Below are 12,117 nucleotides of genomic sequence, written 5' to 3'. Positions count from 1 at the left end.
TACGGCTGACGGGTTATTTGGCGAAGCTCAGACCCGCCAGACGCACAATGCCGTCCGGGTAAGGGGTAAAGCCCTGCACTTTTTTGTTCAGCCCGAACAGGCGCGGCTCAAAGTAGAGGTAGGCAATCGGCATATCCGTTTGCAGCTGTTTCACCACTTTTTCATACAGCGCCTGGCGGGTGGCGGGATCGTTCTGCGTCCGCGCTTCGGTCAGCCATGTGTCGACCTGAGCATTGCTGTAACGGCCATCGTTGAGCGCGCCTTTGCTGTGTACAAAGCCAAAGATGCTGCCATCGGGGTCCGGGCGGCCGGACCAGCCGGAGAAGCTGAGCTGATAATCACCGCTCTGCTGTCTGTCAAGCAGGGTGGCGAATTCCGTCATTTGCAGGTTGATGTTAAAGCCCGCTTCGGCGGTCATCGCTTGCAGCACCTGGCCCACCTGCTGCGAAGTGGGGTTATTCGGCACCAGCAGCGAGACGGTCAGCGGCGTTTTCACCCCGGCGGCCTGCAACAGCGCTTTTGCTTTCTCCACATCACGCGGCGCAACCGGCAGCTTGACGTGATACGGGCTGACCGGCGAGAAGGCCTGGTTTGCCGGGGTATAAAGCCCCTCGAATACCACCTGGTTGAGCGCCTCGCGGTCAATAGCCAGCGAGAAGGCTTCGCGCACGCGCGCATCTTTAAACGGATCGTTGGCCGGCACTTTGCCGTTATTGATATTAAACGTGATGCCCTGATAACCGAGGCCGGTCACCTTCGCCAGTTGCAGCTTGCTGTCGCCCTGCACGGTTTTCACGTCGCTGGCGGCAACGCCTTCCGTCAGATCGAGATCGCCCGCACGCAGGTTGGCCAGCCGCACGGAGGCATCCGGGATTGGCAGATAGACCACTTTGTCGAAGTGGTACGCGCCTTTGTTCCAGTAGTTATCGAAGCGGGTCAGCACAATGCGATCCTGCGCGACGCGGCTGTCGAATTTATAGGGGCCAGAGCAGACCGGGTGTGCGGCGAAATTGGCTTTCTTCGCCGCTTCCGGTGCCAGCATCGCGCCGGCGCGGTCGGTGAGCTGCATCAGCAGTGCCGAGTCCGGCGTTTTCAGGTGCAGGGCGATCTGCATCGGCCCGGTTACTTCAACAGATTCCACCGACGAGAGCTCGCTTTTACGCAGTGAGCCTGGCAGCGTCAGGGCGCGATCGAGGCTGAATTTCGCCGCCGCGGCATCAAACTTCTCGCCGTCGTGGAAGGTGACCCCTTCGCGCAGGGTCATGGTCAGGGTTTTGCCATCTTCGCTCCATGTCCACGCCGTGGCGAGGCCCGGCACTACCTTCAGGTTGGCGTCGACATCCACCAGCCGGTCGCAGAGCGAGGCAAAGACAAAACGCCCGTAGTAGGTACGCGCCAGATGCGGATCGAGCATATCGGGATCGGCGCCGAGGCCCACTTTCAGCACACTTTCAGCGTGGGTCGGCAGCGCCGCGCCCAGCAACATAACGCTTCCCAGAACGGTCAACAGAGAATTTCGCACAATCATTATTGTTTCCTTTAACGGGACGAGTGAGAGGCTGCCTGTTCAAACAGCGCGCGGCGGCGCAGGAAGGCGGCAGAAGGCGGAGCAATCTGGATAACGCTGCGATCGCGGTTAATCTCCTGCCAGCGATGGCAGGCCACCTGACGGCCGCCGTCGAGCAGCTGGTTAATCGGCTCAAGCTGGCGGCACTCATCGCTGACATAGGGGCAGCGGGTGTGAAAACGGCAGCCCTGCGGCGGGTTGGCCGGGTTAGGCAGGTCGCCCTGCAACAGCGGCGTTTGCCGCTCAAGGCCTGGCTGCGTCTGCGGCGCAGAAGCGATCAGCGCCTGGGTATAGGGGTGCAACGGGGCGTCGAAGATCTCTTCAACAGTTGCCATCTCAACAATCTGCCCGAGATACATCACCGCCACACGGTCGCTCATATGGCGGATCACCGCCAGACCGTGGGCGACGATAATCATCGTCAGGCCAAACTGCTGCTTGAGGTTCTCCAGCAGGTTAACCACCTGCGCCTGCACCGAGACATCGAGCGCCGACACCGGCTCATCGCCGAGCAGCAGTTTCGGCCCCGAGGCCAGCGCGCGGGCAATGCCGATACGCTGGCGCTGGCCGCCGGAGAACTCGTGGGGGTAACGGCGCGCCCAGGCGGCGGGCAGCCCGACGGTGGAGAGCAGTTCCGCCACGCGCAGTTGGCGATCGCTTTTGCCCATCTTCTGGTGCAGCCACAGCGGCTCGCCGACGATCTGCTCGACGGTCATGCGCGGGTTGAGGGAGGCAAAGGGGTCCTGAAAGATAATTTGCAGCTCGCGGCGCAGCTGGTTAACGCGCGCGCCGCTGGCATGGGTGATCGCCTCGCCCTGGTAATACACCTCGCCTTCGGAAGCGGCGAGCAGGCGCAGCAACAGGCGGCCGAGGGTCGATTTACCGGAGCCGGACTCGCCGACAATCGCCAGCGTTTCGCCGGGGTAAACCGTCAGCGAGACGCGATCGACGGCGGTGACATACCGTTTTGGCGCAAAGAGGCGCGACGGCCCGGCAAAGCGTTTGCTGAGATCGTGGGCTTCAAGAATCGGTGTGCTCATGCGGTTTCTCCCAGCGCGATATGCTGTTCAAGGGGCGCGCGGAAACAGGCCACCAGGTGGCCTGGCCCCTGCGGCTGTAAGGTCGGTTTTTCCTGATGGCAGCGCGTCTGCGCAAAGGGACATCGGGTGGCGAAGCGGCACCCTTTCGGCATCGCTTCCGGCAGCGGCACCGCGCCTGGAATGGTGGAGAGCGGGCCTTTGCGTGCGCCGAGGGAGGGGATCGAGCCCATCAGGCCGATGGTGTAAGGATGCTGCGGATCGGCAAAAATCGCCTCGACGCTCCCCTGTTCCACCACCTGACCGGCGTACATCACCGCCACCTGCTGCGCCACTTCTGCCACCACGCCAAGATCGTGGGTGATCATCAACACCGCTGTGCCGGTCTCGGCCTTCAGGGTGTTGAGCAGAGCGAGGATCTGCGCCTGAATGGTGACATCCAGCGCGGTGGTCGGTTCGTCGGCAATCAGCAGCCTGGGGTTATTAATCAGCGCCATGGCGATCATCACGCGCTGGCGCATACCGCCGGAGAGCTGGTGCGGGTAGGCTTTCAGGCGCATCTCCGGGGCGGGGATCTGCACTTTTTCGAGTATTTGTAGCGCCGCCGCCATCGCCTGGCTGCGCGAGACGTTCTGGTGGCGCATCACCGCTTCACTGAGCTGATCGCCTAACGTGAATGCCGGGTTGAGGGAGGTCATCGGCTCCTGAAAAATCATCGCCAGCGCGTTGCCGCGCAGGTCGGCGTAGTCACGCGGAGCAAGCTGGCGCAGATCCTGGTCGCGAAAGTGCATCTCGCCGCTGACAATCTGCGCGCTGGTGGGCAGCAGCCCCATTAACGCCAGCGAGGTAATACTTTTCCCGCAGCCCGATTCGCCCACCAGCGCCAGCGTCTCACCGCGTTTTACGCTCAGAGAGATACCATCTAATACGCTGACCGGCGATCCGGCAAACTGCACCTTCAGGTTGGTTATCCGCAGCACCGGCGCGGGATCGTGAAACGGGATCGTCGTCATGGCATATCGTCCTCAATGTGGATGGCCTGGATCAGGGCGTATTGCAGATCGAGCAGGTGTTCGCGCATCGCCATGGCGGCCGCGGCCGGCTTGCGATCGCGGATCGCCTGCATAATGCGGTGATGATGATCGTTGTAGCGGTCGACCTTCGCCGGGGTACGCGCCAGCTCGCGCAGGTGGTGCCAGGCGGGTTCGCGGCGCACGGCGTCGAGGGTGTCGAACAGGCCAAGCAGCAGGCGGTTGCCCGCCGCTTCGGCAATCGCCCGGTGAAAGGCGCTGTCCCACAGTTCATTGAGGTCCGGATCTTCGGCGCTGACGTTATCGATACGCTCAAGCATGCGCTGCATCAGCGCCAGCTGCTCCGGGCTTGCGCGCAGTGCCGCCAGCCGCGCCAGGCCTGGCTCAATTTGTAAGCGCGACTCCATCACTTCCAGCATATTGGTCTGCTGAACCAGCCCTTGTAGCGCAACGGGCGAGGCAGGCGCGGTGGGGCCGGTAAAGGTCCCTTTGCCCTGCTTGCGCCAGATGCGCCCCTCCTCCTCCAGCACGTCGAGGGCGCGGCGGATCTCGCGCCGCCCGACGCCAAACATTTCAGCCAGCTCGCGCTCTGTCGGCAGAGGAGTCCCTGGTGTTGACTCATACTCGTGGATAAGGCCACGAAGCTGTTCGAGCGCTGTACTGGAGTTCGCCAGATAGCGTGAGGGTTTTTCCATATTGGTTCATCCGCGTTCGCGTTATCTTTTTATTTCATAACAGCAAGTTATGGTTTTTATGCCTGCTGCCGCTCAGGGTTTATTAAGCAATTTGCGAACCAATAGATCATTGGTTCAGTTATATTTTTGAAATATTTGTTAATACATTGATTTAAAGATGTTTATTTTTTTCCAGAAATGGCGGGAAAAGCAGCACCTGCGGGGATGAAAAAGGGACGATGCACGGTTTTTGTGCAAATAGCGCACCAAAAAAGAGCGAAACGTTCACAAATGCACCGCCCGATGGCGCGGTGCCTGCGAGGGGTGCGGGAGTTTGTATTGCCCGATGGCGCTGCGCTTATCGGGCCTACGGGTGCGGTGCCTGCGAGGGGTGTTGTAGGCCTGATAAGGCGCAGCCGCCATCAGGCAACGGCTGACGGGCGAGCGATAAGCTGCCCGACCGCGAGGCTAAAGGCGCGCAGCGCCTGGGCGACATCGTCCTCCGCCACGCTCTCCGCCGGATGGTGGCTGATGCCGCCCGCACAGCGCACAAAGAGCATCGCCGACGGCCAGCGTTCGGCAATGGCAATCGCGTCATGCCCGGCACCGCTCGGCAACAACATCGTGCGCCCCTGCACTTCCCGCACCGCGTCGGTTAACTGCGCACGCAGGGCTTCATCGCAGGGCGTGGCGGCAATGGTATAAAAAATCTCATGGCTAAAACTCACGCCGCGCCGCGTGGCAATCACCTCCGCCTGCGCCAGCAGGCGTTGCAGCAGCGCGTCGCGCGCCTCATCCTGCGGGCTGCGAATATCGAGCGTCAGGCTTACCGCGCCAGGGATCACATTCACCGCGCCGGGCTCGCACTGCAAGGTGCCGACGGTGGCGACAATATCCGGCGCGAAGGCCTGGGTGGTCTGCTCAATAAACAGCAGCCATTCGGCGGCGGCGGCCAGCGCATCGCGGCGATGGCGCATCGGCACCGTCCCGGCATGGCCCGCTTCACCGGTAAAACGAGCGTGCAGACGGTGCGCGCCATTAATCGCGCTCACTACGCCAAGGGCGAGATCCTCCTGCTCCAGCACCGGCCCCTGCTCAATATGCAACTCGAGGTAGGCCGAGAAATCCGCCACCGGGCGCTGGGCAGCAAAAATCGCATCGGCGCTCAGCCCGGCAAGGGCTAACGCCTGCGCCACGCTGACCCCCTGCGCATCCTCGCAGGCGAGCCACGACGCGGGCCAGCTGCCGGTCAGTCCACGGCTGCCGAGCAGGGCGATGTTAAAGCGCGTTCCCTCCTCATCAGCAAAGCCGATAATCTCAATCGCCTGCGCCCCGCGAAGCCCGGCGCGATTCAGCGCATCGACTACTTCAATCGCCGCCAGCACGCCGAACATGCCGTCGTAGCGCCCGGCGTTGCGCACCGTATCGAGATGCGAGCCGAGCAGCAGCGCCTGTGCGCCCGGCAGCGCGGCCTCATAGCGCCCGCAGATATTGCCGACCGCATCCTGCCAGGTGGTCATGCCCGCCTGCTGCATCCACTGCGCGACCAGCGCGTTGGCCTGCAAATGCTCCGACGAGAGATAAACGCGGGTCAGCCCCTCGCTGCTTTCACTTAATTGCGCCAGCGCGTCGCAGCGCGCCATTACCCGACCGGCGGCGCAGGCGGCCTCCTCCTGATTCATCATGCGCGCGCTCCTTCATACACATCCCAGGCTGCCTGCATCGCCGCGCCCTGCACGGTACGAAAGCCGAGGCGATTGAGTACCGCTTCCAGCGCGGTGAGGGTTTGCAGGACGCAATCTTTGCGCGCGTTATAGCCCATGGTGCCGATGCGCCAGATCTTGCCCTGTAGCGGGCCGAAGGAGGTGCCAATCTCAATATGGAAATCGTTCAGCAGGCGCTGGCGCACCTCTTCACCGTGTACCTCAGGCGGGATCACCACCCCGAGCACGTTATTCATCTTGTGGCGGATGTCGCCAAACACGCCAAGCCCCATTCCCTGGATACCGGCGAGCAGCGCGCGGCCGTGCAGTTCGTGGCGGGCAATCAGGTTATCCATCCCCTCCTCCAGCATAATGCGCGCGCATTCGCGGGCGGCGAAGAGCATGCTGGTGGCTTCGGTGTGGTGGTTCAGGCGCTCCGGCCCCCAGTAATCCATCACCATGCCGAGATCGAAATAGTTGGAGTAGATCATCTCCTCGCTGCCATCTTCGTGGGCCTCGGTGCGGATCCCCTGCTCAACGCAACGACGGGCGCGGATCGCCGCCTCCATGCGCGGGCTTAAGGTGACCGGCGCGCTGCCGGACGGCCCGCCAAGACACTTCTGCAACCCGGCAGAGACCGCATCCAGCCCCCAGGCATCGCTCTCCAGCGCGTTACCGCCGAGTGACGCCGTGGCATCGGTGTAGAACAGCACATCGTGGCGGCGGCAGATCTCGCCCAGTTGATCGAGGGGTTGCAGCATCGTTGTCGAGGTGTCGCCCTGCACTGTCAGCAGCAGGCGCGGCTTAACGCGCTTGATCGCCTCTTCAATCTGATCCGGGGTAAAGACTTCGCCCCACGGCACCTCAATGGTATGCACCTCGGCGCGGCAGCGGCGGGCGATTTCACAGAGCAGGTGACCGAAGCGGCCGAACACCGGCACCAGCACGCGGTCACCGGGGCGAATGGCGGAGACGAGGATCGCCTCAATACCGGCGCGCGAGGTGCCATCCACCAGCATCGTCCAGCGGTTTTCGGTGCGAAAGACGCCGCGATAGAGCGCCATCACCTCATTCATGTAGCCGGTCATCACCGGATCGTACTGGCCGATAAGCTGGCTCGCCATCGCGCGCAGCACGCGCGGATCGGCATTGATCGGCCCTGGCCCCATCAGCAGGCGTTGAGGCGGGTTGATTTGTGAACTGTGGGAGAGATCAAACATTGGCACGTCCTTCATCCGGTCAATGAAACAAAAGGTTCTTATCTGTTATTTCTGCAACTAATGTGCCATAGACGGAGGGGGCGGGACTGCGTGCTAATCCACAAAATCGGGGGCACAGCGTGCCCCGTGAGGTGTCATCAGCGTGGTGCGAAAGCACCAAAAAAGTGCATCAGCGCGGTTCGAGTTCGTCGAGATCTTGATAGAGCGCAGCGATAGTGTGAATGCGCTGGCGCCCTTCGCTAAGCGTGGTGTGCAGCAGCGCGTTGGCGAGGAGATTCACCAGGCTCATGGCGCTGCTGTAGCTGTCGAAGGCCGAGACGCTCTCCAGCGGCAGGCCGATATGCCAGCGGCTAACGGCTTTCAGCCCGCTGGCCTGCGCTTCACTCAGCACCAGCACCGGCACGCCGCGGCTTTGCAGCGTCTCCAGCAGCGGGCGCACGCCGCGCGGACGGCGGCGAAACGCCACCATCACCACCATATCCTCCTCAGTGAGATCGACAATCTCCTCCGCCAGCGTCTGCCCCGGCTGCGGCATCACCGCCACCTGCCCGCGGCTTTGCAATAACTGCTGGCGCAGATGCAGCGCCACCGGCGCGCTGTTGCGAAAGCCGATAATCACCACCCGCCGGGCGGCGCTCAGGGCCGCAATAACGGCGGCAAACTGTTCCGCATCGAGGCTGTTGATCCACTGGGTCAGGTTTGCCATCTCCTGCTTATAGTGGCGCGCCAGCAGCGTGTTGCCCTGCACCGCCTCGCGGCTTTCCGCCAGCGGCATCCCGCTCTGGCGCAGGGTGCGCAACTCATCGCGCATCGCTTTGAAGTTGTCGTAACCGAGCCGGCGAAACAGGCGGCTGACGGTCGCTTTCGACACGCCGCTTAAGCGGGCAAGCTCCGCGCTGTTGTAGCTCACCAGGTCGTCGAAGTGGTCGAGAATAAAGGCGGCCACCCGCTGCTCCTGCGGCGAGAGGTGGTCGTAACACGCGCGCAAGCGCATATCGAGCTGCTGCATAACGCCTCCTGCAACTTTTGTTTCAGCTAAAGCTGACACAGTGAAACGTATCGCGTCAATCTGGAACAGCTCTTGCTTAGCACTCTGCTATACCCGCAAAAAAGGAAGCGTGACGATGCAGAGTAATATGGCCCCCTCCGGTATGGCGGTAACGCCCCACCACCTTGCCAGCGAGTCGGCGCTCTCGGTGCTGCGCCACGGCGGTGACGCCATTGAAGCGATGGTCGCGGCGGCGGCCACCATTGCGGTGGTCTATCCGCATATGAACGGCATTGGCGGCGACGGCTTCTGGCTGATCGTGCCGCCGAACGGCGAACCGCTGGCGATCGATGCCAGCGGCGCGGCGGGCCAGCACGCGACCACCGCCTTTTATGACGGGCATGCGCATATTCCCCATCGCGGTCCGCTGGCGGCGTTAACCGTGCCCGGCACATTGAGCGGCTGGGAGGAGGCGCTGGCATTCTCCACCTCACTCGGCGGCGGGCAGCTTCCGCTTTCGCGCCTGCTGGCAGATGCCATTCGCTATGCCGCCGACGGTATTCCCGTTACCCAGTCGCAGGCCAGCGCCACCCAGGCGAAGTACGCTGAACTGGTCGATGTCCCCGGTTTTGCCGACACCTTTTTACCTGATGGCAACGCGCCTTTGGCGGGGAGCCGCTTTTGCCAGCCGAAACTGGCGCGCACCCTGACCCGGCTTGCCACCGAGGGGTTAGACAGTTTTTATCGCGGCCCGCTGGCAACCATTATCGCCGCTGAAATGGCGGCCTTAGGCCTGCCGGTGACCGCGCAGGATCTCGCCGCTCATCGCGCCCAGCGCCGCGTGCCGCTGCGCCTCGCGCACAGCCAGGGCGAGGTGTTCAACATGACGCCGCCCACTCAGGGGCTGGTGTCGCTGGCGATCCTCGGCATTACCGACCACCTGGCGATGGAACAGGCCAGCGAAGTGCAGACCATCCACCGAATTGTCGAAGCGACCAAAAAAGCCTTTGGCCTGCGCGACCGCTATATCACCGATCCGCGCCACGTCACGCTGCCAGTGCAGAGCCTGCTGGAGCAGGCACCGCTGGAACAGCTCGCTGCCAGCATTGATGAGCAGCGCGCTGCCCCCTGGGGGCCAGGCAAAGGACCGGGCGATACGGTGTGGATGGGCGTGGTGGATAAAAACGGGCTGGCGGTGTCGTTTATCCAGAGCATCTATCACGAGTTTGGCAGCGGCGTAGTGCTGCCGGAGAGCGGCGTGCTGCTGCAAAACCGCGGCGCGGCCTTCAGCCTCGACCCGCAACACCTGCTGGCGCTGATGCCAGGCAAACAGCCATTCCACACCTTAAACCCGGCGGCGGCGCGGCTTAACGATGGCCGCACCATGGTCTACGGCACAATGGGCGGCGACGGGCAGCCGCAGACCCAGGCGGCGATCTTTACCCGCCATGTGTTGCAGGGAATGGGATTGCAGGAGGCGGTCTGCGCCCCGCGCTGGCTGCTCGGGCGCACCTGGGGGCAGACCTCCGACAGCCTGAAGCTGGAGAACCGTTTTAGCGAAGAGACGGCGCAGGCACTGCGCGCTATGGGGCATGAGGTGGAGTGGCTGCCCGGCTTAAGCGAAGCGACCGGCCATGCCGGTGCGATTGTGCGCCATGCCAACGGCATGCTGGAGGGGGCATTTGATCCGCGCAGCAACGGCAGCGCGGCGGGTTTCTAAGGAGCGATGATGAACAACGACGCAACAGACTGGCCGGCGTGGATCCGGCTGATGGAGCAGATACTTGAGATGCCGCTTGATGACGCGCGCCGCGCGGAGCTTGAGGTGCAGCTGGCGCGCATCGCGGCGATGGCGCAGCCGTTAATGCAGTTTCCCCTGCCCCCTCGTCAGGAAGGGGCGGGAGAGTACCGCTTATGAATCTGTCGATTGAGGATATTCAGCGCGGGCTGCGCGAGAAGTGGTTCAGCGCGCACGAACTGGCGCAGCAGACGTTATCGCGCATCGATCAGCTTAACCTCGGCATTAATGCCTTTACTGAAGTCACCGCCCCGCGCCTGCTTGCCGAGGCGGCGCAGATTGATCGCCGGATCGCGCAGGGCGAGACGCTGCCGCCGCTGGCGGGCGTGCCGTTTGCGGTGAAAAACCTGTTTGATATTGCGGGCGTGACGACGCTGGCTGGTGCGGAGCTGTTCAGCCACGATCCGCCCGCCGCGCAGGATGCCTTTGCTCTGCGCCAGCTCCATCGCGCCGGCGCGCTGCTGGCCGGGGCACTCAATATGGACGCTTATGCCTATGGCTTCACCACCGAGAACAGCCATTACGGCGCGACGCGCAACCCGCGCGATCGCACGCGCGTAGCGGGCGGCTCCTCCGGCGGTTCAGCGGCGGCGGTCGCGGCGGGGATGGTCAATTTCGCCCTCGGCACCGACACCAACGGCTCGATCCGCGTGCCTGCTTCTCTCTGCGGTGTGAATGGCCTGAAACCGACCTTCGGACGTTTGTCGCGCAGCGGCAGCCACCCCTTTGTGCCGAGCCTCGATCATATCGGCCCGCTGGCGCGCACCGTCGACGATCTGACGCGGGTGTATGACGCCATGCAGGGGCACGATCCGGACGATCGCGCCCAGGCGGATCGCCCGACCGAGGCGGCGCTTACGCAGCTTACTCATGACGATCCGCTGCGCTGTGCGGTGCTGGAGGGGTTCTTCACCACCTGGTGCGATAACGATGCCCGCGATGCCTTAAACCAGGTGGCACGCTCGCTGGCAGCGGATCGCGCGATGACGCTGCCGCAGGCGGAGCTGGCGCGTTCGGCGGCGTTTGTGCTGACCGCTGCCGAAGGGGGAAATGCGTACCTGCCCGCCCTGCGCACAGCGGCGGATAAGTTTGAGCCGAACTCGCGCGAGCGCCTGCTGGCAGGTGCGATGACGCCGTCGGCGTGGTATACGCAGGCGCAGCGCTTCCGGGCCTGGTTTCGTGATGAGACGCTGGCGCTGTTTAAGGATGTCGATCTGCTGCTCGCTCCCGCTACGCCGTGCAGCGCCACGCAGATTGGGGACGCGACAATGCGTATCAACGGCTGTGACCTGCCGGTCAAAGCGAGCATGGGGATGCTGACGCAGCCGATTTCGTTTCTCGGCCTGCCGGTGGTAACCGTAGCGCTGAAGAGCGAACGCGGGCTGCCGATTGGCGTGCAGATTATTGGCGCGCCGTGGCAGGAGGCGCGCTGTTTACAGGCAGCATGGCGGCTGGAGCAGGCCGGGCTTCTTTATCCGCAGGAGGGAGCATGAATCGGGACAATATTGATCGCCCGCTGATCCTCAATGAGGTGACGGCGGCGTTTTATCGCTATGAGCAGGCGTTGATCAGTAATGATGTGGCGGTGCTGGATGAGCTGTTCTGGGATGACGGGCGCACGGTGCGTTATGGGGCGACGGAGAATCTTTACGGCATGGCGGCGATCCGCGATTTTCGCCAGGCGCGCCCGTCGGCCGGGTTAGAAAGAGTGTTACGCAATACCACCATCACCACCTTTGGCGATGAGATGGCGGTGGCGAGCACCGAGTTTACCCGCGAAAACAGCGAGCGCATCGGCCGCCAGATGCAGACATGGGTGAAGTTCCCGTTCGGATGGCGGATTGTCGCCGCCCATGTCAGTGTGATGCAGTAAGTGGTGCGGTTTGATTGCCGGATGGCGGCTGCGCCTTATCCGGCCTACAACACCAGGATCTTCATCGTAGGCCGGATAAGCGTTAGCACCATCCGGTAGCGTGATGCGGTGCGGCCCAATTGTACAAAAACCACGGTCATTATTCGTAGGCCGGATAAGCATTAGCGCCATCCGGCAGTGTGATGCGGTGCGGCCCAATTGTATAAAAACCGGGGTCATTATTCGT

At 62.9% G+C, this 12,117-nt stretch carries 11 protein-coding genes; 4 read left to right on the top strand and 7 right to left on the bottom strand.

The window, feature by feature from the left end:
- Positions 1-13 precede the first annotated feature (13 nt).
- The 7 genes from ACWPW2_RS03350 to ACWPW2_RS03320 form a co-directional block, all read right to left on the bottom strand.
- A complete protein-coding gene (locus tag ACWPW2_RS03350; protein WP_192869613.1) occupies positions 14-1,528 on the bottom strand; it encodes an ABC transporter substrate-binding protein in 1,515 nt (504 codons plus the stop codon).
- Positions 1,529-1,539: 11 nt separating this feature from the next.
- Positions 1,540-2,607: an ABC transporter ATP-binding protein gene (locus tag ACWPW2_RS03345; protein WP_023479459.1), complete on the bottom strand. Its 1,068-nt coding sequence runs from the start codon at positions 2,605-2,607 to the stop codon at positions 1,540-1,542.
- The gene (locus ACWPW2_RS03340; protein ID WP_454121622.1) at positions 2,604-3,617 is read right to left on the bottom strand and encodes an ABC transporter ATP-binding protein; all 1,014 of its coding nucleotides are present in this window, start codon (positions 3,615-3,617) and stop codon (positions 2,604-2,606) included. Before ACWPW2_RS03340 ends, ACWPW2_RS03345 begins: the two co-directional genes overlap by 4 nt.
- Positions 3,614-4,330, bottom strand: a complete 717-nt coding sequence (locus ACWPW2_RS03335; RefSeq protein WP_454121620.1) for a FadR/GntR family transcriptional regulator — start codon at positions 4,328-4,330, stop codon at positions 3,614-3,616. Before ACWPW2_RS03335 ends, ACWPW2_RS03340 begins: the two co-directional genes overlap by 4 nt.
- 401 nt (positions 4,331-4,731) lie before the next feature.
- Complete coding sequence (hpxK, locus tag ACWPW2_RS03330; RefSeq protein WP_454121619.1) at positions 4,732-5,994, bottom strand: allantoate amidohydrolase; 1,263 nt, start codon at positions 5,992-5,994, stop codon at positions 4,732-4,734.
- A complete protein-coding gene (locus ACWPW2_RS03325; RefSeq protein WP_124969599.1) occupies positions 5,991-7,232 on the bottom strand; it encodes a pyridoxal-phosphate-dependent aminotransferase family protein in 1,242 nt (413 codons plus the stop codon). The genes hpxK and ACWPW2_RS03325 overlap by 4 nt, the downstream gene beginning before the upstream one ends.
- A 169-nt stretch (positions 7,233-7,401) precedes the next feature.
- Positions 7,402-8,241, bottom strand: a complete 840-nt coding sequence (locus ACWPW2_RS03320; RefSeq protein WP_454121618.1) for a MurR/RpiR family transcriptional regulator — start codon at positions 8,239-8,241, stop codon at positions 7,402-7,404.
- A gap of 115 nt (positions 8,242-8,356) precedes the next feature.
- Here ACWPW2_RS03320 and ACWPW2_RS03315 point away from each other — a divergent pair, with 115 nt between their 5' ends.
- From ACWPW2_RS03315 to hpxZ, 4 genes are read left to right on the top strand one after another with little or no spacing between them, the layout of a single operon-like run.
- Positions 8,357-9,940 (top strand): gamma-glutamyltransferase family protein, encoded by a 1,584-nt coding sequence (locus ACWPW2_RS03315; RefSeq protein ID WP_454121616.1) that lies wholly within the window; start codon positions 8,357-8,359, stop codon positions 9,938-9,940.
- A gap of 6 nt (positions 9,941-9,946) precedes the next feature.
- Entirely contained in the window at positions 9,947-10,138 is a 192-nt protein-coding gene (gene hpxX / locus ACWPW2_RS03310; protein ID WP_454121615.1) for an oxalurate catabolism protein HpxX, read from the top strand.
- Entirely contained in the window at positions 10,135-11,511 is a 1,377-nt protein-coding gene (locus ACWPW2_RS03305) for an AtzE family amidohydrolase (protein ID WP_454121614.1), read from the top strand. Before hpxX ends, ACWPW2_RS03305 begins: the two co-directional genes overlap by 4 nt.
- Entirely contained in the window at positions 11,508-11,891 is a 384-nt protein-coding gene (gene hpxZ, locus ACWPW2_RS03300) for an oxalurate catabolism protein HpxZ (protein WP_094419427.1), read from the top strand. Before ACWPW2_RS03305 ends, hpxZ begins: the two co-directional genes overlap by 4 nt.
- Positions 11,892-12,117 lie beyond the last annotated feature (226 nt).

It is taken from the genome of Kosakonia sp. Marseille-Q7440 (assembly GCF_965119485.1).
This window is presented reverse-complemented; position numbering and strand designations above follow the sequence as displayed.